The organism is Rubinisphaera italica (assembly GCF_007859715.1).
Classification (GTDB): domain Bacteria; phylum Planctomycetota; class Planctomycetia; order Planctomycetales; family Planctomycetaceae; genus Rubinisphaera; species Rubinisphaera italica.
Map to the genome: position 1 here is coordinate 3,351,036 of NZ_SJPG01000001.1, position 21,479 is coordinate 3,372,514.

Below are 21,479 nucleotides of genomic sequence, written 5' to 3' on the forward strand. Positions count from 1 at the left end.
AACTTCTTATCCAACCATTTCGGAAATGTTCGCACGCTCAGAATAGTATTTCGTTAACAGCGTGCTTTTAAAAAATTACAGCTTCGTCACACGAAGCGAGGAAGGAAAAGCTGATGATTACCCCAATTAGTGAAACGAGTGTTGCACGCGAAAACAGTGTCATCCCGGATCGTACACCGATGGAAACCGAGATCGACGTTCAACTGGAAAAAGATCTGGTTCAGTCGTTCAAACTGCTGGCTGACGAAACCCGCCTGCGAATTCTATTTTACCTGCAGAGTTCTGGCGAATTGCATGTGACCGCACTTTGCGATCGACTCAAGCAGAGCCAGCCAGCTGTCAGCCATCACTTGGCTTTGATGCGAGTTGCCGGCTTGATCGAAGCTCGCCGTGATGGCAAGCACAACTTCTACTCGATCCGTAAGATTCACTTCTATCGTCTGATTTCTGAGTTCTTCTCAGCCATGAAAAACGACAGCAGCAACGACTTGCGATTCGAAGACTTCACAATTTCTCGTGAAGACTAGCCGACTTGAGCAATCTGATGAAGCCGTGAAGTTCATTCTTCACGGCTTTTTTTATGCACACACTTCAATACGTTCTAAACCGATTGAATCGTGTCGAACTTCCTTTTTTTTTCAGCTGGTCTCTGATAAATTTGGTTTGAAACCTGATCCCCAAAAGAGGAACTTTTCTACTTATGTCTCAACCCGTCAAACTCGCTCTGGCAGATGGTACAGTCTTTTCCGGAACCGCCTTCGGAGCAGAGGGCGAATCCTTTGGTGAAGTCGTTTTCAACACCAGCATGACTGGCTACCAGGAAATTATCACCGACCCATCCTATTGCGGCCAAATCATTGTGATGACCTACCCGCAAATTGGGAATTATGGGGTCAATCCTGAAGACATTGAAAGCAGTGGAACGGCTCTCAAAGGCTTCATCTGTCGAGAAGTTTGCGAGAAGCCGAGTAATTATCGAGCCACGCATTCCCTCTCCAGTTATCTGGCCGAACATGGTGTGATTGGAATGCAGGGGGTTGACACCCGCGCTCTGGTTCGTCGACTGCGAACTCAAGGTGCGATGACCGGTGTGATTTCTACTGTCGATCTGGATGATGCTTCTCTGGTTGCCAAAGCTCAACAATCGCCGGATTTGGTCGGACAGGATTATGTGAAAGCGGTTTCTGCCAAAGAAACGACCTGCTGGTCGGAAGCGCTTTCAGAACTGGCACGAACACCCGCTAATCAGACAACACTTCCTCCGAACAGCAAACGCCCGAAAGTTGTCGCGATTGATTACGGCATGAAATGGAATATCCCTCGGCACCTGGTCGATTGTGGATGTGATGTCGAAGTGATGCCAGGCACTTCGACTGCCGCCGAGATACTCGAACGGAATCCAGATGGCGTTTTCCTGTCCAATGGCCCAGGTGATCCCCGACCTCTGGACTATGCTGTGAATACAATTCGCGATTTGATCGGTAAAAAGCCGATATTCGGAATCTGCCTTGGCCAACAACTTCTTGGATTGGCGATGGGCGGAGAGATTTACAAACTGAAATTCGGACACCGGGGAGCCAATCAGCCGGTGATGAATAAGAAAACCGGCCGAGTCGAAGTAACTAGCCAGAATCATGGCTTTGCGATCAACGAAAAGACTCTGCCTGATAACGTTGAAGTGACTCACATCAATCTAAACGACAACACCGTTTCAGGAATCCGGCACAAAACCGAACCGGTCTTCGGAGTACAGTATCACCCCGAAGCCTCAGCTGGTCCGCACGACAGTCGTTATCTGTTTGATGAATTTATGCAATCGATGATTGGGGTCAATGTCTAGGGATTTGTATTCTGGCCCAATAACCCTCGAATTGTGTGCCACTGGCTTGGCCAGTGCAAATCGACACTAAGTACTAATGTTTCATACACTGGCAGAGCCAGTACCAGCCTGACGGGTCGATACTCCAAGGACTATATACCAACCTTCTACCTTTAACCTTCAAGACACACCGCCATGCCACAAGAGCAGACTTTAATTCTTTTCAAGCCCGATGCCATTCAACGTCGTTTGATTGGAGCATTGCTATCCCGGATTGAGAACAAGGGCTACAAAATTGCAGGATTGAAGATGCTGCAAGTGACGCCTGAACTGGCTCGAAAACATTATGAGGAACATGTTGAGAAGCCTTTCTACCCACACTTAGAATCATTTATCACCTCTGCACCAGTTGTTGCATTGGTTGTTGAAGGCCCGGATGCGATTTCTGTCATGCGTACCATGATGGGCAGTACGAATGGACGCGAAGCGAATCCGGGAACCATCCGCGGAGATTACGGCACCTCACGTCAAATGAACCTTATTCATGGCAGTGATGGCCCCGAAGCCGCTAAACGTGAGATCCCGATTTATTTTCAGGACAACGAATTGTGCGAATATTCGCTTTCACTGGCTGCATCTTTGATGGCTGCTGACGAATAATTTTCTAACTTCACTGAGCCGAGACAATCTGTAGGTTGGGTTAGCGAAGCGTAACCCAACCTACGACTGGAATCTTTTTTTAACCTCGTGTTGCTGTTGGAAGCGTCGTCTTCCAGACTGGAGTATGCCTCGTGATAGAAATCAAATTCCACATTTTCCAACGGTCAATCGCGCGATAACTTTCGTTTGTCGACTGCATCGTGAACGCGAATGGCGAGAACGGCATAGATGTTTTTATGCTGAAGGCTTGCGAAATTTTCTGCACGCCATCAATGCCCGCCAGCAGATCGCAACGATCTTCTACAGCAAAAAGTTGCTAAAATCAGCTGCTGCGGAAAAGCAGATTCGAGCATTGAAAAGAGCGGGGACACCTGCTCTTTCGCTCAGTCCTGAGGAGTTTCGGAAAATCTCCTGGTTCGAACATGCGTCCGGGATTGGCTTTCTGGTACGAAGCCAATGGAGCAGACTTTCTCAAATTGATCTTTCTCGAAGTTCGTGCTGGATTATTCTCGAAACGGTGCGAAATACAGGCAATCTGGGAACATTACTTCGATCTGCTAACGCTTTTGGTGCCAACGGTTTGATTCTTCTGGGACATCAGATTGATCCTTATCAACCAGATATACTCCGAGCCTCGATGGGCTCTCTGTTTTTTCAGAAGTTTATTCACAGTTCTCTCCACGAACTGGAACAATGGACAATTACCCACAGCCTTAAGCCGATTGGCACTTCTCCAAGTGGTCAACAGCTGTTAAATGACTTTCCATTCCCAAAAACGACCCTGATTTTTCTGGGAGAAGAACGCCAGGGGATGTCAACCACTCAGCAGGAATATTGTCATCATCTCGTGCGAATTCCGATGTCCGATCGAGTCGACTCGTTGAATCTCGGAGTTGCAGGCAGCCTGATGATGTATGCCTGGATGTCCTCTCAAGCCTGTTCTGGAGTATATTCAAAAATGACCTGAAGCGTTCGGCACGAGCAAAGACAGCGTTTTCAGGACATTTCGTGTCCAGGCGACTGCAGAAACCATTTGAAAATGGTCTGTTACCGAACTGGTCTGATCTTTCTGAAATTGTAGATTTCAAGTACATTTCTGACAGCTTGATAGGTAAATGCAGGATTCACATCCAAGACCCGTCACGCCAATCTTGGACCGCACAGCGGACCCTACTATTCGAACTACCGCAAAATGTCGTGTAAGTTCAATATCGGGGAGCAGTCAAACTGACTGCGGAACAGCGATTTGAGGGCGACATTTAAAGCTCGAAAGAGCACTACTTAAGGTATCGAGGGGAAGGGACTCCCTGGGGCATGTACGATCCCCCATCACGAGAATTGATTGCGCGTCTGGAACAGTATACGACCTGCAGAGAGCAGGATGTGCTGGGTTGCCGTTCGATCGTGCATGCGCTCTCGCGAGATTTACCCGCATTCGATTCCACCTGGCTCGATGCTCTGGTGCAGCGTCGGAAATTAACGTCGTTTCAGGCAGAAGCTCTGGCCAATCATCAGGAACATCTTCTTCGCGTAGGCTCCTACTTTGTCGTCGACCTCATCAATAACGATCACGTTCAAAAGCGATATCTGGCTCAATCTGTCGATAAAAGAACGTTTTATTTTCTGGATGCTTTTCCCACAGAAGGTCAGGATCCTCATCAAATAGTAAATTCCCTGGAATTTCAGGAACGGAATCAGCTCGGGAAAAATCGATTGACCGATTTCCCAGTCGATTTTGTCGCCACCGAACAAAAGCTCTTTGCCGTCAATGAGTACCATGCCGGGATCACTGCTCAGGAACTCATTGTCAGACAAGGACGACTCCCTGAAGAATTATTGCGTACAATCGCGTTACAGCTTCACGAGAAATTGAAGCGATATCAAAGTCTCAAGTTTGTTCACGGGGATATCCGAGCAGGAAATTTACTGCTTAGCCGAAAGGGAAGCATTACAATTCTCAATGCTGGCGTGCGTCCTCAGGTTCAGCCCGTCTGGACATTGCAAACCAGGCTCCCTTATGAATGTTACGATTTGTTTGCTCCAGAAATGATTCGTACTGGTGTCTGGACACACGAAACCGATTTGTATGCGGCTGGATGTTTGTTGTGGCAACTTGCCTGCGGACGACCTCCTCATTACTCGGCAGATGCTCTGTATAAGATCAGTGCCCACATCGAAAAGCGGATCCCTCCCGTATTGGAACTGGCCCCCGAAGTCGATCGTAACACAGCTGCGATGATTGACCAGCTGACTCAAGCCGATCCCGTTTTACGAACCCAAAGCACTTCTGCTGTCCGATTAAAATCACGGATTGAGCGACCGGCTGCCCCGCAAATTGTTTCAACTTTTGTTCGTAAACATGAACAACCTCGTTTGATTATTCCCCGAACCCGATTCGATACCGTCCGAGACACGACCGCTCTCTTGACCGCAGCGGCTTGCTTGTTAATCCTCTTCTGGCAGGCAGTCAACTTGATCCCCTCCCAGAGCTGGATCACTGCGACTGGAACGTCTCTTATTGCCAACATAACTGGAGACGAGTCCAATACTGCAGACTCAGTATCTATTGATAACAAAGGCCTGAAAAAGACTCAACTTCTACTCGAATTGCCCAAGCCGAACGATCAGGGGCTGCTGCAACTGACGGCAGGCAAACGTTATCGTGCGAGTGATATTTCCGTCGTTGGTGCATTGACTGTTGAAGTATCAGGAGAACCACAAATAATTCCTGGCTCTCAGACAGAAATTGTCGTAGCGGAGAAACCCTGGAAGATCTGGGCGACTGACCTGGAACTGAATAATATCACTGTTCGCTATGATGATACCAATTTGACAACGGAGCCTTCAGAAAAATCGCCCCCCCCTGCCCTGTTGGTTTGTCAGTCATTGAATTTACGCGTTTCAAGCTGCAGATTTCTTGGACCTCGAGCCGACAATTCCGATTCGGCTAAGCCAGTTGGTGTCAACCTGCGCTCCATTGCCTGGAAACCTTTGAGCGGATCAGAATCGAATGCGGGGCATCTCCACTTGAGTGGATGCCAGTTTCTGCACGATGGATCCAGCTTGATGTTAAGCGGCGAAGCTAAAGAAGTGGCAATTACAAACAGCCTCAAACTCGGTTCAGGTGACTTCATCGAAATCGTCTGTCGTAATGCTGGAAAGGCTCTTCCGCTGGTCTTCTGTAATCAGACAACGTTGCGAAATGCAAATTCGCTGCTCCATCTGGATTGCACCGGATATCAATTCAATTCGTCCATTCAATTAGATATTGAAGCGACCAACTGTGTTATCGATCTGAACGAATCGAGTAAAACTCTGGTCGTGTTGACTTCGCCAACCTCTCCGGAACGTGGAATCCGTGCGATAAATTTGCTTGGTCAGATGCTGCTGGTTACCGAACAAACGACACTGGCCTCCTGGTGGAATTCAAATCGAGGCCTGAGCACTACCATTTCGACAGAAGGGACCGTCGAAGGCGTGATGCCGTACCAACTCGAATTTGCAGGAACAATGAGTGAGCAACCGCAAGACTCCGAGTTGAAAAACTATACGGGACCTCGCTGGAACTCCGTCATTCCCGGTATTCAGGCGACTCAAATGACGGCTGTGACCGAACCCATTTTTCGGCGGTAAATCTTGTATTCCGAGAATCCGTATCTCAGATGAGTTCGTAAAGATCTCAGACCAACTGCCCGTTCGCCTGAGATTGCAGCATTGCTTCTAAGACAAGTTCGCATTCCGATTGATCAGGCTGCGTTCGATGGGCATAGCCTACGACAGAGCCAACCGCGTAAATCCCCGGTGTCCAGGTTTGATAGTCGCTGTTACACCAGATGCGTCCGGAATCGTCGACTGACAACCCGGCATTCTCCAGTTGGAGATGAGCGGTGTTTCCGACCCGCCCCACACAGAGGATTGCTTCATCGACAAGGACCGTTTGCGAATCTTCCAGAAAGAGTTTCAAGCCGGATTTTTCAACTTCGATGCCAGCCAGTCCATTTCCCAGATAGATGGATTGCCGTCTGTCGTCTCGTCGGGAATTTTTATTCCACTGGTTTAGATTAATCTCCGTAGAGGCATCGATGCAAACGAGATGTTCACATGATTTTGCCAAGTGTTTACGCAATTGTAACCCAGTTTTCCCCAAGCCAATAATCGCAGTTTTATCAGTAAAATGTTTCTCTGATAAAATTGGCTCGGCCATGTGAATTCGAGAATGGTCTGGCAACCAGGCTGGTCGTCTGGGAGTGGTGCCGGTAGCGATGACAATCCGCTGAGATTTGAGATCGTATCGAAATTCTGCAGAGTTGCAGGAAACCTGCTGAGCCGTTTCGAATTGAAATGGGCCGACGATGTGGTCGACGTTCCAAGGGAGCAGAACATCGACCACATCGTTGATCGTTACCCAGGCAATGCGTGTGAATTCGCTTGCCACCATTTGCAGCAGTGTTTTAACTTCGGGATCGTTTCCCAGAATGATAAGGTCGTATTGTTTGATTTGTTCCATGATCGTTCCATCCTTGATGCCCAGAGCATTCCTGGAATGTTCTGACCTTGGCTATTCGCAAGTCGCCGATTCGACTGCGTTGATCACTCGATTAAATATTAAGTGAACTTTGCACCCCGAAGCTTCGTTACAAAGTACGGAAGTCAGTGAAACTTTTCCGATTGGGGCCTACAACAGGAATCGGCACTCTGCAAAGTCCTGACAAGGAATTCGTTACATTCCAACCTCGGAACAATCATTTTGCGAAGGTTAGAGGGAGTGTATCGGTTATGCTGATTTTATATTCTGTGAAGTCCAGGAAGGTCTCAAAAGAAAGATATTATCAGGAAATGACTGGTAATATTTCCAAATCGTGAACCTTGTTGAAAATCTTGCGTTAAGGTTGAACAAGGTTCCAGTAAATATCATTCCCTTTGAGACTGATGATTTTACGGATTCGCAAATTCAAAGAATTCAACACATTCTCTGCCACATTCTGGCGAAAGTATTGAGCAATGCCGCAAAATAGAGATCAAGGAATGCGTGCCCTGAAGGCACTGTTGTTTGGATCGGGAAGTCTGGTTCTGTTTGTCATTGGGGCGATTCTCTTTGGATATCTGGCCCTGAATTTTTTCCGGATTGATATCCCAACTGCCCATATGGCAATCCTTATCAAGAAAACAGGTGATAATCTGACGAACGATCAGGAAGTGGCCCCGACAGCAGAATTCAAAGGTGTTCAGCGAGAATATCTGCTGGAAGGAACTCACTGGCGTAATCCATACAACTGGGATTGGAAAATCATTCCGCAAGAAGAAGTTTCTCAAGGCAAGATGGGTGTGCTCGTTTCTTTGACAGGAGACAATCTGGGATATGGTGAGTTCCTGGCAAGAACAGATCCTAAAGTCGAACTTCTTCAAGGAGGTGTGTTGACGAAAGGGATTGTACCAGGCTATTTAAATGCAGGTCGGTATCCAATTAATCCTTATCTTTTCAAAATGGAACTGCATGATCCGATTGTCGTTCCGGCTGGTTTTCGAGGAGTCGTGACAAATCTTTCCGGACCGATGCCGGAAGAAGCCAATACGTTACTTGTGCCTCCGGATTTTCGGGGAGTTCAGAAAGAAACACTCGGTACAGAAACTTACTATTTCAATCCTTACGAGAAACGTGTGAATCTGGTTGATTGTCGCAGTCAACGATTTAATCTGGCAGAGAAAAAAGATATGGGCTTCCCGTCCAAAGATGGCTTCTGGGTGAGTTTGGATGGAATTGTCGAATTCCGTATCATGCCTGAGCACGCGGCCGAAGTCTATGTCACTTACAACGAGCAGGATAACGGCGAGAAGATTGATGAAGAAATTATCCGCAAAGTGATCATGCCAATTGCTCGTAGTTTCTGTCGCGTTGAAGGCTCCAAAAATTCTGGCCGTGACTTTATCTCTGGGGAAACCCGCATCGGATTTCAGAAGAAATTTGAAGAAGCGATGCGAACAGAATGTCAGCCCCTGGGTATTGAAATAGTTGTGGCCTTGATAACAAACATCAGTCCCCCACAACAAATCGCTGAGCCTGTCCGTAAGCGGGAACTGGCCAAGCAGGAAGAAAAGCAGTACCAGCAACAGATTCTCCAGCAGACTTCGGAACAAAATCTTGCGATTGAAAAAGAATTAGTCAAACGAAAAAGAGAACTGATTCAAGCCGAGCAGGAAGTTGTCAAACTGACGACTCAGGCAATGCGTGAACAGGAAGTGGCGGTCACGAAAGCGAATGAAAATTTGGAAGTCGCCAAACTGAAACTCGAAGCCGCGGCCGACGAAGCCGAAGCCATTATTGCTCGTGGAACTGCTGAAGCCGATGTAGTTGGTTTCAATAATGAAGCCGACGCTGCCGGTTGGAAACGAGCGGTAGAGGCATTCAGTGGGGATGGCGACGCGTATGCCCGCTATGTACTGAATCAGAAAATCGCACCGTCCTATCAGAAGATTATGGCCAATACTCAGGACAGTCCGATTATGAAAATCTTTGAATCGTTCGCAACACCATCATCTATTCCAAAACCTGAGCCGAGTTCGACTCCCGCACCCATGGCTACTACTCCAGCACCATAATTTTTCCGTGTATCGCGAACCATTTTCAAATATCCATTTCCCGAACAATCGAGAAATTTCATGAGCAATATCTCAACATCATCAATCATTAAAGGCCGCTCGGCTATCGTCCTCATTCTGTTCGCCATAATTGCCGTTTTGGGCGTCTGGACCTTTATTGAATGGGGCATTAACCGTGTCTACGTTCCCGAAGGTTACAGTATGCGACTTCGATATAAGGGGCCGCCACTTCCTCTGTTGCCAGGCTACAACACGCCAGAATCGAAAACCGGTTTTGCAAAGCTGGATGAGAATGGAAACATTCTTGAAAAAGGTGTTCTGCAGGAAATGCTGGGACCGGGACGTCAATTCGTATCCCCCTTTTATTGGGAACGCGAGCTGGTTGAAGATATTGTGATTGAGCCAGGTGAAATTGGTATTGCGACTTCCAAAATTGGCAAATCACTTCCGCAGGGAGAGTTTCTGGTCGATGGTGAATTGGGTGAAACCGAATATAAAGGTGTTCTGCGAAAAGCATTTGGACCGGGGCGTTATCGGGTGAACAATTACGCGTATGAGTTCAAAAAAATTACAACGACTTCCGTCACGAACGGCCTGCAGATCAAATATGCGGGTTGGGTCGAAATTCCGACAGGTTATGTTGGTGTCGTCACCAATCTGGCCAGTAATTCAGAGACTGGAGCTCAAAAGGGAATTCAGGATTCTGTTCTTCCACCAGGTATTTATCCTGTCAACGAGAAAGAACAGCAAATCGATATCGTTGAAATTGGCTTCCGTGAAAAGAGTATCAAAGCCAATCTCAAAATGGATGCAAATGGGCAATTGCTATATGATCAGTCTGGCGAACCAATGATTGCCGATGACGATAGCGGCATTTCATTCCCCTCCAACGACGGCTTTCCGATCAATATGGACTTCACTGCCATTTGGGGAATCACACCGGCTCAGGCACCAAACGTCATTCGGAAATTTGGAAATGTCGATGCTGTCGAAACGAAGGTTGTGATGCCGCAAATCGAATCGATCTGCCGAAATATTGGATCCAAGTATGGTGCTGTTGACTTGCTGGTAGGAGATTCCCGCCAGGAATTTCAGGCCATGACCTCCGATGAATTCCGGGCAGTCCTGCTCGAAAAAGATATTACTCTCTCCTACGGACTTGTCCGCCACATTTTCATTCCTCAGGAAATCCGCATTCCAATTCAACAGGCCTTCGTTGCTGACGAGTTGACTTTAACACGCGTTCAGGAACAGGCGACTGCAAAAACAGAAGCCAACTTGCGGGAAGCCGAACAAAAAGTGGAACTTGAAGCCGCAACGGTTCAAGTGGAAACCGAAAAACTGGTTGCCAAAGCAATCGCTGAGGGCGAAAAGACTGCTCAGGAAACGATCGCTGAAACTCAGCGAATTGTAGCAGGAATCGATCGAGAAATTTCTTTGCTGGAAGCAAAGGCGACCGTGATGCTCGGAGAAGCCTCTGCGAAAACTGTTCAACTTCTCGAAGAAGCCAAAGCTGACAAATTCAAACTGGCTGTCGATGCGTTCGGGAGCGGCGAGTCTTACAACAAATGGGTCTTTGCGAGTGGATTACCAGAAGAGATCGAACTCAACCTGATCTTCGCTGGCGAAGGAACCTTCTGGACTGACCTGCGAGGATTTTCTGAAACGATGCTCGGAAAACAAGCTCAGGAAACGATGAAGAAGAAGCCGTAAGCTGAGTGATTGCACGTCAAGTGCGGGCCAACGCTAAAGATCCCAGGTTTAACTCTGGGATCTTTTTTAATTTGATGGACACCCTCATTCCACTTGATCCTTCATTAATGATCGAGCCTCAGCAGTTGCCTGCTCCCACTCGCCCTTGCGGGCTTTATCAATTATTGCATTGAGATAACTGGCTTCAGTCGCCGTGAGTTCTTCATTTTTGAGAGAGGACTCAACTAACTCGGCCACTGTTTCCAATCGGCTTTCATCGCGTCGATTACAAACTGAATAGAGTGCCATGCTACATTCGTAGGCTTTGGGGCCGACTTTTGCATAGCCACATCCAGACATTGCAAACATCACTATCAAACTGAAAATCATGCTCGTTGTGAAATCCATTCTGAATTGCATTAATATTCTCCTACAACTTCGCCTTCACTGAGGCTGGCCAACTCTGCGAAAGTAATCAGATCGACATTCTCAGAGACGAATCGAACGGAACCATCACCCAGAGCGATGTGTCCTCCACCGGGATGCTCGGAGTACATTTGCCCGACATGATACGTCGGAAAGTTAACCGGATGTATGATGGGAAAGCCTGTGATATCAAGCTCTCCGCCGGAGGGTCCGATATGGACGAGAGTTAAAGTTGCTGCGGCATCCGGACTGTTTTCTGGAGAAGAAAACCGTGGATGCGTAAAAGCCCCCGGTACGACACCGACCCAGGTTTTCTCGCTCAGTTTGGGAGAATGCTCTCCCAGAAAGATTGTATTGGATAAACCATCGGTTGCATCGCGAAATTTGGTATGCGAGTTCCGATAAAAAGGACCATCGGCGACCTTTGAGACATCACCATTAACAGCCACAGACTTTGTCGTAAATGTGTAAATATCCGAGAAGACCACATTGGCTGGAGTAGCCCCACACTCCCCCCAGCAAGATTCTTGCCCATGACTGGCGACATAATGAGAGCGGCCAAGGCGAATTTGATTGCCTGCAATCAATAAGGGATTGGCTGTTGAATCCTGAACAGTAAAAGCATCATCGCCACCAGAAGCAGATGGACAAAGAAAAACAGACAACTTTGCTGTTACGAGACCATTATGCTGTGAATGCCAGATCGGAAGTCGGGAATCCATCTGATCAGCAATCGCAGTCTGTTCGAGATAAGGGAGGATCGAGGCTCCCCAGCCCCACCCAGGAGCCGCATCCCAAGTGTTTGCATCGATATTAGCCCAAGCAGGACCAGACCCATTATTTGTGCCGTAGGAGAAATACCCTGCCGGGAAACAGGAATGGGCATCATGATAGTTATGCAGAGCCAGCACGATCTGCTTTAAATTATTTTTACACTGACTGCGACGAGCCGCTTCGCGAGCCTGTTGAACCGCCGGTAATAGTAATGCAACTAATAAAGCGATGATCGCGATCACAACTAATAACTCGATTAAAGTGAACCCTCTTCTGTTCATATTCTCGCCCCACAATTTCCAAAGGCCACCAAACAACATGTAGCACATGCTACATTTATTAATCGCCAATATTAGCCCGTGCTACATTTTTGTCAAGGACGATCAACTCTCTTCGCAAACAATTCGTACTAGGCTCATCTTGAAATCCCGCTTTGACATGCATAAACTGTCGAGCATATCTACAACACTTCAGCAGGACATTAAATTGGCAGCGACGAAGCAAAATCAACATAAGCGGACGCGTTCCGATCATGCGACTGAATTAACCGAAGACTACGTGGAAGCAATTTCTGAAATCATTGCTGATGCGGGAGTTTGTCGAGCGGTCGATCTGGCGCAGAAGTTTCAGGTCAGTCATGTGACAGTCAATCGCACCGTTGGACGTCTGCAACGAGATGGATATGTCACGACAGAGCCTTATGCACCAATCGAACTCACATCAGTGGGGACACGACTTGCCAAGGCATCTCAAGAGCGGCATCAATTGGTTCTCGAATTCCTGTTGGCACTCGGTGTCAGCAATGCAACCGCAATTACCGATAGCGAAGGCATTGAGCATCATGTGAGCCCGGAAACCCTGCGTGCGATGCAGAAGTTTATTGATTCGCAAAAGTAAATAATTGTTGGTGGACGTCAATTTCTTCAGACAATGCCTGTTCGAGAGCGATCATAACCCTGCCCAGCGATCATCTTGAGGATTGGGATGAATTCCAAGATGCAGAAGAACTTCACGTTCTTTTTTACGCATTTTCAGTTGATCGGCTTCATTCAAATCGTCATAGCCGAGCAGGTGTAGAATGCCGTGCAGGACATAGAGAGTGCACTCTTGCTCAACCGCCCAGCCGACTTCTTTTGACAATTGTACAGCCATTTCGACCGAAACCAGCAATTCTCCTTCCAGGCGATTATTGCCTCTGGGAAAGTCAGGATCGTTGAGTGCGAATGTAATCACATCAGTTGGAAAGTCATGTTCAAGCGTGTCCCGATTCCACTGATGGATCGCAGCATTGTCTAATAGAACAATGCTCAGCTCGGCTTCTGCAACCTGCTGATGTTCAAGAATCCGATTGATGCTGATCAATAAACATGCGTGATCGATTTTATAAACATTTTGTTCATCGATGATTTCGATGGAATCATTTTCTGATGTGGGCATCTCATAACCGTACGTTAGGAACTGTCGAATTCCAGTAGGTTATCAAATCACAGCAAATTCGTAAGAGTACCACGCAATCCCGATTATATGCTGAGTAAATAACCAGAAGAGAAAAGTCTGATGGTTCCGTCTGAAAACGAGAGTACAGATCGCAACGCCTGAAAATCAATTCTGCTTTTGCACACGGATTCTCTGGATACCACTTTCGCTCGATGTTTGTGTTACACAGCAGGCCAGATGCAATGACGTATATGCTTTTTCGGGGTAGGTCATGCGGGACAAGATTGAAGACGAAGCCTCTTTTGTGCGAGGGTCAACCGCATGAATTGTCACATCGACTGGAGATTTGTTCTGACATCGAGGGCAGGTATGAAATGCAACAAAAATATCATTGGGACCAGCAACTTCGACATATTCAAAGATCTTCAATTCTCCATTTTCAAGGACCTGCAGAACCTCTTCTCTGTTGGTAAATGGCCCGAACGTTTGCTTTGTTTTCCAGGAACCGCACCAGTTGCAAAAGGGGTGATTTGTTTCTGAGCGAAAGATAATCAGCGGAACGATCGCAGCTAGAAAGATTTCCAGAATCAGATAGATCCCTGTTCCCGTAGCCCCCAACTGCACGAGAGGTTTCTCTGAAGAAAATCCAAAAACCAGTCCATTCGTCGTGACATAGTAGAGGTAATCCGAAAATGATTGAATGCGAGCACGACTGAGCATATCTGGGTTAGCATCAAAATATCGAATCGCCTCCTCCACTTGAGTAGACTTTTCAGTATTAACCTGATGCACTTCATAATTATAAGCAACTTTTTGATAAAAGGCACCTGAAATCCCCATGTCAGAGACAATCTGCTGTTGAGCAAACAGATACGTAATGTAGTGGGTTAAAGTGAGTGAAAGAGTTGCACTCACCAGACACGCAATTGCCAACCCGGCCAGATGCCGTACGACTAGTTGTCGAACCAGTTTTCTCCCAGCAACACTATGAATAACGCCGATCAAACAGGGAAATAAAATAACAATCCAGACAAAAGGCCTGATCAGTCCAAAAACCAATCCCGTGATCAACCCAGCAATCGACAGGAGGCCCGTAAACAGAAACACGCGAACCGGCTCAAAGGGAACTTTTTCACCATAAGCATAAACGGAAAACTGTCCCAGATCTCGTGTACCAGATGCGGACGATGAAGCCTGGTTAATTCCTGATTGAGTCGACATATTATTTCCGAGTGAACGCTAAAGAACGAGTGTTAAAGAATAAAACGTAATAATAATTCAAATTGCCCCCGTAAGAGCGTTTTTCGCCTTCAAACGCCGTGCATTCCCCGGCTGAAAGCGGAACCATATTTATGAGATGCTATAGAATGTCTGCACGCAGGGACTGCTCACATAACAATGAGGTCTGTGACTGATCTTCAACAGCAACGATGAAGAGACGATGAAAAATGCTCGAAGTTTTGTAGAAGACGGTATTCGAAACATTCTGAGTCACATCGGGTACAAAGCAACTGAATAATGACGCGAACGACTCGAATCATTTTCATAGGCTGAATTCAGGCACTGACTGAGAAGAAATCGAATTCATAACAAGCATAGTTTTTCCAAAGAAACTTACTGAAAGGCAGCTATTCTGTCATTGCCTCTCTCGAATACGAGTTGCAACTTGTGTGTTGTGAACAGGCTTCGTTGTTGTGCGAGTGTTCGATTTGGATTGTGGAGTGGTGAATACCAAATTTAGATTCGAGTTCGTGGCCCAGATTGTGGAGGAATTCGTCCTCTTGTTGATGTTCTGGTCGAACCAGATGAGCCGTTAAGGCGATTTCTGTAGTGCTCATCGCCCAGATGTGCAAGTCGTGAATACCAGTCACACCATCTGTTTTCGAGAGATATTTGGCGACAGACTGGCTGTCAATTTGCTTCGGTACAGCCTGCATCGCCAGATTGACAGACTCAGTCAACAAGCCCCACGTTCCCCAGAAAATAAAGCCAGCGATAATCAGGCTTAAAACGGGATCGATCAATGTCCACTGCGTGAACATAATCACGATTCCGCCTATCACGACACCAACGGAAACTCCCGCATCGGCTGCCATGTGTAAGAAGGCGCCGCGAACATTCAGGTCATCGTGCCCTTTCATGAACAATAGAGCGGTCGCGACATTAACGACAACTCCAATCCCTGCTACGACGATTACGGTCAAGCTGTCTGGAGTGGCAGGAGTTTGTAGTCGACCGATTGCTTCCCAAATGATACCGCCAGTTGCCATCAGAAGAATCAGAGCATTGAACAGAGCAGCAAGGATCGTTGCTCCTTGATAACCGTATGTTCTTTTAGGATTTGATGGGATTTTTGAGAGTGCATGACCACTCCAGGCGAGCAGCAGTCCAAACACATCGCTCAAGTTATGTCCGGCATCGGAAAGCAAAGCCAGAGAGCCGACTTTGAGTCCGTAACCGGCCTCAACCAGAACGTATACGACATTAAAAATAACGCCCCAGCGAAAGGCACGGTCATAATGAAATTGTTGAGGACCGTGGTCGTGCATACAAAGCGCTTCCGGGAGGGGTGTCATCGCAGTGGTGATCGTTGTCTGTTTTTTCAGGCACAATTTTTTAAATTGTAGCAGGAAAATACAGACGTGCGAGACACGATCCTGGAAAATTCGAAAGCCTGAATGAAGGCGTAACAAGTGTGTAGGCTTACAGGGTTCTTCTCTTCATAAAGCCCCTTGCTCCTGACCAGTTTCGCTGCGATCTCAAAAATCACCACGACCTATTTCTGCGGTCTGTAAGTGTGTGGACAGAAAGCGGCGAGCATCGGAAAGGTGGTCCATATTGTAATCGATGATCAGATCCGAATGTTCACTCGACAACACGACTTTCTGTTGCTGACGATCGTGATTGAGCAATAACAGGCGATCTACGTCCAGGTTGTTCTTTGTTTCGAGTGTGTTACCGGTTTCAGGATCGAGAATCTCCAATAATAATGATCGACTTTGATCTCCCGGACGCTGCTGATGCGTGGCGGCCATCACAATAAATGGCAGGCTTTCGCCTTCCTCTTCAATAATGGTTCGATGCGGGAATGTCCTTGACCACTCCAGTTGATTCGAACGACTATTAATCGACAGCAACGGTCCATTGATGTGTGTCATTTTCCAGGGAGCGTCTGTGAACCGGCTTGTGTATCCGTCCGGCTCTTCAATTCGCTGAGTCTGATAGAGGTTCACCAGATAACGATGCCCTTGACGTACCACGCGGAGATAATTTGCTTTTTCGACTTCGGCATCGAGAATCATATCGACCACCATCCGTTCCGCTTCAGGATTGTAAATGAGCAGACGTTTTGAGTCCGTCAGGATGGTGACTTCCGTTTCGGAAGTGTGATACAGATCGTTCGAAGTAAATTGTTCATCGAGTAACAGTTGATTTTTCAGTGGATCCCACAATCGCAAATACCGTTCATGGGGAGACTTTGAAGAGACAGAGAGATACAGGATGTGTCGTCCGAATGACTGACGGGTTCTTTGAACATGAAATGGTTCCTGTTCCAGTTGTGTCGTTTTCAACAACCGACCTGTCTTTGTCGACAGTAATGAGTAAGTGTTTTGGTCGGGATAGAAATACATCGTGACATTTTCATCTCCAATTAAACCGGAATTGCGATCAGTCCAAAGTCCGCCCTGGGGGTTCAAATCGGTCCGTTTCCACAACAATCTTCCGTTAGCCGGGTCGATACAAGTAATTGCCCGTGTCGTTTGAATAAGACAGAAGCCATCACCGACTGGTCCGATTTCCACGCGACTGCTTCTCTGAGTACAGTATTTATGATTGTCAACTTTCAGAACATTTTCTGAATTTCGAGTAAATTCAACTTTCGTGTTGGCCTGAACTGGACAATGTATTCCGACACCACGTTCCCAAATTGGTTTGCCGCTCAAGAGAGACACTCCGTAAACGCGGCCATTTGCAACAACTGGCAAAAGATGCCCCACTTGTTTCGAAGTGCTGTTTGCCAGACCAATACGCGTACCAGGTAGAATAAATTCGCATCGAACCGAACCGTGATTTCGGTTCAGAAACAGAAGATGTTGCTCCTCTTGAGGAGTAGTTTCTTCTGAAGTTTCAAAACGTGTTAATTGGAGTTCTCCAGTCGCTTCGTTTTGTTCTTTTTGAGATGTCTGTGATTTTTCAATTCGCTGAGCCAGGATCCAGCCTTGTTCGCGGTTTTCATGCAACAATCGTTTTTTGGAAAACGGGTCTCCTTCTGAAAGCAGTGAAGAAGAAACTTTCTGCATATTCACCTGACGAACGGGCTCAATACTTCCATACTGATTTTGATAGGCCTTCCAGGTCGGATGCATTCGATCGAAATGCACCAGGAATTTGACATCATCTGCAAATCGAAGGGCCTGATGATCGTCGGTCAACTCGGGATGAGGCAGGTAATTCAGAAAATGACTCGGCTGCTTGCGGAGCTCAAATTCCTGTGGCTGCCAGTTTAATGCCATATTTATATTTTTCTGCTCAAGCGAAGCCGAAAGTTTAGCCAGCGACTCTGCAGCCAGTTTGTGACAATCCAGTTTAGCGTAGAGAGCGATCAATCCTTTCAAAGCGTAGTGACGAGTTTCTGTCAGACAGGATTTCTGCATTCTCAACAGGGTCAACTCGACGTTCTGGTAATCACAATCTCGGGCAAAGCGTTCGACCAGTTCGCAGGCAATCTGATCCCGCAATGCGTACAGGTCCAAATGATCGTGATTCTCCAGGCTCTGGTCTTCACCGTTACAGGAATCGAATTTGACTGCAAAAGTACTGGACTTGTCATCTTCGGAAAACAGATCCAGGAAGGTTTCCAGTTGAGCGGTTTTCATTTCGTGCATTCGAGAAAATCGTTGATGACGAATTCCCAGTATCATTTCCTGACGCTGATCTTGAGAAAGTTCTCCCAGAAGCCGGCTGTAGATGCCTGGAATCCAACTCGTTGAAGTTCGCACATGCCCGGGTTGCCCTTGAGCAGGAATCGCAATATGCATTCCCATTTTGGCAAACCGATCCGTAGCCCGCCATAATTCCTGTGTATCCTGCATCACAACAAGATGTTCAATTTCCTTAACCAGGAAGCGTGCCTGTTGTTCGTCTGTATCAATCAGTTCTTCAATTTGCTCAAGCACAGCCAGGCTTTCCTGGGGTTGACCATATTTCTGATACTGCTGCAACTGCTGATAGAGCAGCTCACGGTACAAATTGAGGGAAATCGCACGGACATCGGAGTTGTGCTCAACCATTTGCAAAGCGTGTCGCAGGTGTTGACCAGCCAGCTCCGACTGCCCCATGATAATTTCTGCTTGAGCCAGTTCCTGAAGTTGTGTTTCACTGAGTCGTGAGGACTCGACATGAGAAGACAGCTCTTCAATCACAGAACCTGCTTGCCGAAATGAGACGATTTTATCGACTCCAACCGAAATAATATGATCGTTATATGCGAGCAGATTTCCCAAAGGAAACACATGCTGCGTTTCATTCGAATTAGAATCTGTCTCTGACGATTGCTTCGTCAAATCAGTTCCATACGCTTCTCGCATGTCGTAGCCGGCCACTTCACCACTTTGAAGATTGATTGCCAGAATCTGACCGGAAGTCCCATCGTAGTGATTGCGGGGAGCACTTTCTGCAGTCGAAGAGGGAAGAACGGGCCGCTCATCGGTCACGGGAAGCAAATACAGATTGTTGACCTGCAATCCGTGTCCGCAAACCACGCCCGTACGAGTTTCCCATAATGTTGCACCACTTTTCGCATCAATTGCACGGCATTGATGATCCCCCACAGCCAGCAGAGCGTTTGAGCTCGTCGAGTGAGAGCTGGCCTCATCGGAATAGCGGACACCTGCAATGTATTCTGCGGACGCCCGTGGCGCAGACCATCGGAGCTCTCCTGATTTCAAATCACAACAGCGGATGTAACCTGAACGCTCTGGCATAATCAGCACAGCATCCTGGCACACGACAGGCATATTGAACACACCGGCATGAGAATGACGGGAAGATTGTGAATAAGTCCAGCGTCCCGAAGCCTGACGGCTATCCGTATCTGCATAGCAATAAGTCCACTGCAAAGTACCCAGCTTGGCATCCAGGGCGACTAACTGGCCGTTCCCGTTATCGCAGAGTAATTTCCCCTGAGTACAAACTATAGGCAAAGCCTGATTCGCCCGGATGACATCGCGTTCGAGTGGACGATCGACATAGCTGATCGGTTGAGTCCAGATCAACTTTCCCGTTGAGGCGTCCAGGGCAGAAACAGAAATATAGCTATCCTTTTCACTGGCGACATACGCAATCTCACCTGAGAGAGTTGGCGGACCAAAAAAGAAGTGGCCAGTCAGAAAGTGGGGCTGTCGTTTTAAATTTTCAGCTTCAGAATTCTCCCAGCCTGTGGAATTGATCGACCAGGTCAGATGGGCATCATTTAAGATTGTGGTTTCGTCAATGGACTGATCGGGAAGCAGAGAAATGGCAGCCAGTCGATTTGTCAAAACCTGATTGTCACGATCTTCATCTGGAGCAGTTTGCTCCGAAGATTCGGACTCCAGATTTACAGAAGTTGTTTGACGTAAGGCTGGATCCTGGGAACGTTGAATTTCGTCAACGAAATATACGAACTGTCCGTTTGTCGTCAGGCTGCTGGTAATGGAATTATCGAGATGCAATCGTTCGAGACCAGGATGGTTTGTCGTAATTCCAGTATAAGGGTCTACTTGGTCCTGGAGTACTTTCGACAATGAACTCATCGATGCATATTGCCATAATGGCCGTTTGCTATCAGCATGCGTCATTGAATTCAACGGGTATGCGACAAGCCGGTCCAGGTCGCGATAGACCAGAATGTCTTTCGCACAGACCGCAAACAACGACGTGATCTCAGGATGAAGTTGTTCGTTCCGCTGGAGCGACCATTGCTCCAGCGATTGGCGGATCGCTGACGCATTTTCGAGTTCCGTATCGTTCTTCACTGCAAATACGGCATGAGGAATCTGCCATTCTGGTGTGAGCATTGGTGGGGTATGCTCAGTGGCCGTTTCGGTTTCAAACTGACGTGCATGAGTCCACTGGAGCGAATTGAGCAGGACGGATTTACGATAACTGCATAATTCCTGAGACCATTCGTTGAGTTCGGAGGTGATTTTACTGGGCGTTTCGAGAACGGAATTGACCGTTTTTGCATCTTTATTCAAATCGATGAGCAGTTGCGCTCTAGCTAAAAATGGCTGTTCGAGATGAGGACGATGTCTTGTTGAGTTCAGAAGTTTCTGGGTCGCAGCCAGTGAATCTTCAAATTGACCACGATCCCATGTCGTGTGAACAATGTGTAGCATGGCCTGACGACCTGCGGTTGTCTGGAAGTATTTCGTGGCGACTTCCCGGCACGATGCGGCATCTGCCCCCAACAGGAGTTGACTGGCAGTCGCTCCGTAGAGTTCATCATAGACTGCCCACAGTTCGGAGTGCTCTTCGAACGTTTTGTTGGCCAACTGTCGCACGGTGCCGATGCGGTCTTCTTTGTCCCAAACAAAGGAATCGCCAGGTTCATCGATCAATTGCTGATAGATGGAAACGGCCTCGACATACTTTCGTTCTTCAATCAGAGAAGAAAACCGAGAAAGTAATGTTGCCAGATGCGGATCCCGCAGTAATGTCTGATTGATGACGCGTTGGCGCCGAAAATCAATTTCGCCTGACTGATAAAAGGGAGAATCTTCAGCAGAAGTTGCATTCACAGTTGCTAAGGCGGCGATCATACAGATCAAGCCCGTCAACCAGGACTGTAGTCTGACAGAAACCCGCGATGAATTCGCGTGCCTCAAGCTGGAAAATCCGAGACAATCAGTCGTCAGCAGTAAAACTGCTCGCAACCGACTATTCGCCATCATATTGCGAAGTCGCTGCATCTCCTTCTCCTCGTGAGAAAGTCCAGGAAATCATTTCCCGTGGCATCGTGCCTTAGGTTCGATCAGACCCCGGACCCGAAGTAAACCCTGTTGAGGATTCGCTTTCTCCTGAGTCCGAAATC

At 47.4% G+C, this 21,479-nt stretch carries 15 protein-coding genes; 8 read left to right on the forward strand and 7 right to left on the reverse strand.

Features of this window, described 5'->3' with window-relative positions; genetic code table 11:
• Positions 1-113 precede the first annotated feature (113 nt).
• From Pan54_RS12440 to Pan54_RS12460, 5 genes are all read left to right on the forward strand, one after another.
• Positions 114-527, forward strand: coding sequence for an ArsR/SmtB family transcription factor (locus Pan54_RS12440; protein WP_146503793.1), 414 nt, complete (start codon positions 114-116; stop codon positions 525-527).
• 173 nt (positions 528-700) lie between these two features.
• A complete protein-coding gene (carA, locus tag Pan54_RS12445) occupies positions 701-1,840 on the forward strand; it encodes a glutamine-hydrolyzing carbamoyl-phosphate synthase small subunit (RefSeq protein WP_146503794.1) in 1,140 nt (379 codons plus the stop codon).
• Positions 1,841-2,014: 174 nt separating this feature from the next.
• Entirely contained in the window at positions 2,015-2,479 is a 465-nt protein-coding gene (ndk, locus tag Pan54_RS12450) for a nucleoside-diphosphate kinase (RefSeq protein ID WP_146503795.1), read from the forward strand.
• A gap of 124 nt (positions 2,480-2,603) precedes the next feature.
• Complete coding sequence (locus Pan54_RS12455; protein ID WP_146503796.1) at positions 2,604-3,446, forward strand: TrmH family RNA methyltransferase; 843 nt, start codon at positions 2,604-2,606, stop codon at positions 3,444-3,446.
• Between the two features lie 347 nt (positions 3,447-3,793).
• The gene (locus tag Pan54_RS12460; RefSeq protein WP_146503797.1) at positions 3,794-6,112 is read left to right on the forward strand and encodes a protein kinase domain-containing protein; all 2,319 of its coding nucleotides are present in this window, start codon (positions 3,794-3,796) and stop codon (positions 6,110-6,112) included.
• 46 nt (positions 6,113-6,158) lie between these two features.
• On the opposite strand, the gene Pan54_RS12465 is transcribed toward Pan54_RS12460, so the two are convergent.
• Positions 6,159-6,986: an FAD-dependent oxidoreductase gene (locus Pan54_RS12465; protein ID WP_146503798.1), complete on the reverse strand. Its 828-nt coding sequence runs from the start codon at positions 6,984-6,986 to the stop codon at positions 6,159-6,161.
• Positions 6,987-7,504: 518 nt separating this feature from the next.
• Here Pan54_RS12465 and Pan54_RS12470 point away from each other — a divergent pair.
• Positions 7,505-9,076 (forward strand): SPFH domain-containing protein, encoded by a 1,572-nt coding sequence (locus Pan54_RS12470; protein ID WP_165441755.1) that lies wholly within the window; start codon positions 7,505-7,507, stop codon positions 9,074-9,076.
• Positions 9,077-9,136: 60 nt separating this feature from the next.
• Positions 9,137-10,789 (forward strand): SPFH domain-containing protein, encoded by a 1,653-nt coding sequence (locus Pan54_RS12475; protein ID WP_146503800.1) that lies wholly within the window; start codon positions 9,137-9,139, stop codon positions 10,787-10,789.
• An 84-nt stretch (positions 10,790-10,873) separates the two neighbouring features.
• On the opposite strand, the gene Pan54_RS12480 is transcribed toward Pan54_RS12475, so the two are convergent.
• A complete protein-coding gene (locus Pan54_RS12480) occupies positions 10,874-11,188 on the reverse strand; it encodes a hypothetical protein (protein WP_146503801.1) in 315 nt (104 codons plus the stop codon).
• A complete protein-coding gene (locus tag Pan54_RS12485) occupies positions 11,188-12,249 on the reverse strand; it encodes a DUF1559 domain-containing protein (protein WP_207310126.1) in 1,062 nt (353 codons plus the stop codon). Before Pan54_RS12485 ends, Pan54_RS12480 begins: the two co-directional genes overlap by 1 nt.
• Before the next feature lie 205 nt (positions 12,250-12,454).
• On the opposite strand from Pan54_RS12485, the gene mntR reads away from it, so the two are divergent.
• A complete protein-coding gene (mntR, locus tag Pan54_RS12490) occupies positions 12,455-12,865 on the forward strand; it encodes a manganese-binding transcriptional regulator MntR (RefSeq protein WP_242631299.1) in 411 nt (136 codons plus the stop codon).
• A 51-nt stretch (positions 12,866-12,916) separates the two neighbouring features.
• Here mntR and ybeY read toward each other — a convergent pair whose 3' ends face one another.
• The 4 genes from ybeY to Pan54_RS12510 all read right to left on the reverse strand — a co-directional run bounded on the left by ybeY (position 12,917) and on the right by Pan54_RS12510 (position 21,357).
• Positions 12,917-13,405, reverse strand: a complete 489-nt coding sequence (ybeY, locus tag Pan54_RS12495) for an rRNA maturation RNase YbeY (protein ID WP_146503804.1) — start codon at positions 13,403-13,405, stop codon at positions 12,917-12,919.
• A 165-nt stretch (positions 13,406-13,570) separates the two neighbouring features.
• Positions 13,571-14,626 (reverse strand): hypothetical protein, encoded by a 1,056-nt coding sequence (locus tag Pan54_RS12500; RefSeq protein ID WP_146503805.1) that lies wholly within the window; start codon positions 14,624-14,626, stop codon positions 13,571-13,573.
• A gap of 407 nt (positions 14,627-15,033) precedes the next feature.
• A complete protein-coding gene (locus tag Pan54_RS12505; protein WP_146503806.1) occupies positions 15,034-15,954 on the reverse strand; it encodes a cation diffusion facilitator family transporter in 921 nt (306 codons plus the stop codon).
• A 210-nt stretch (positions 15,955-16,164) separates the two neighbouring features.
• On the reverse strand, positions 16,165-21,357 hold the full coding sequence (locus Pan54_RS12510; protein ID WP_146503807.1) for an outer membrane protein assembly factor BamB family protein: 5,193 nt from the start codon (positions 21,355-21,357) through the stop codon (positions 16,165-16,167).
• Between the last annotated feature and the right edge of the window lie 122 nt (positions 21,358-21,479).

What these genes read in the sequence shown, in the direction of transcription:
- Pan54_RS12440 (WP_146503793.1), top strand. Translation starts at nt 114, where the DNA reads ATGATTACCCCAATTAGTGAAACGAGTGTTGCACGCGAAAACAGTGTC.
- carA (WP_146503794.1), top strand. Translation starts at nt 701, where the DNA reads ATGTCTCAACCCGTCAAACTCGCTCTGGCAGATGGTACAGTCTTTTCC.
- ndk (WP_146503795.1), top strand. Translation starts at nt 2,015, where the DNA reads ATGCCACAAGAGCAGACTTTAATTCTTTTCAAGCCCGATGCCATTCAA.
- Pan54_RS12455 (WP_146503796.1), top strand. Translation starts at nt 2,604, where the DNA reads ATGCCTCGTGATAGAAATCAAATTCCACATTTTCCAACGGTCAATCGC.
- Pan54_RS12460 (WP_146503797.1), top strand. Translation starts at nt 3,794, where the DNA reads ATGTACGATCCCCCATCACGAGAATTGATTGCGCGTCTGGAACAGTAT.
- Pan54_RS12465 (WP_146503798.1), bottom strand. Translation starts at nt 6,986, where the DNA reads ATGGAACAAATCAAACAATACGACCTTATCATTCTGGGAAACGATCCC.
- Pan54_RS12470 (WP_165441755.1), top strand. Translation starts at nt 7,505, where the DNA reads ATGCGTGCCCTGAAGGCACTGTTGTTTGGATCGGGAAGTCTGGTTCTG.
- Pan54_RS12475 (WP_146503800.1), top strand. Translation starts at nt 9,137, where the DNA reads ATGAGCAATATCTCAACATCATCAATCATTAAAGGCCGCTCGGCTATC.
- Pan54_RS12480 (WP_146503801.1), bottom strand. Translation starts at nt 11,188, where the DNA reads ATGCAATTCAGAATGGATTTCACAACGAGCATGATTTTCAGTTTGATA.
- Pan54_RS12485 (WP_207310126.1), bottom strand. Translation starts at nt 12,249, where the DNA reads ATGAACAGAAGAGGGTTCACTTTAATCGAGTTATTAGTTGTGATCGCG.
- ybeY (WP_146503804.1), bottom strand. Translation starts at nt 13,405, where the DNA reads ATGCCCACATCAGAAAATGATTCCATCGAAATCATCGATGAACAAAAT.
- Pan54_RS12500 (WP_146503805.1), bottom strand. Translation starts at nt 14,626, where the DNA reads ATGTCGACTCAATCAGGAATTAACCAGGCTTCATCGTCCGCATCTGGT.
- Pan54_RS12505 (WP_146503806.1), bottom strand. Translation starts at nt 15,954, where the DNA reads ATGCACGACCACGGTCCTCAACAATTTCATTATGACCGTGCCTTTCGC.
- Pan54_RS12510 (WP_146503807.1), bottom strand. Translation starts at nt 21,357, where the DNA reads ATGCAGCGACTTCGCAATATGATGGCGAATAGTCGGTTGCGAGCAGTT.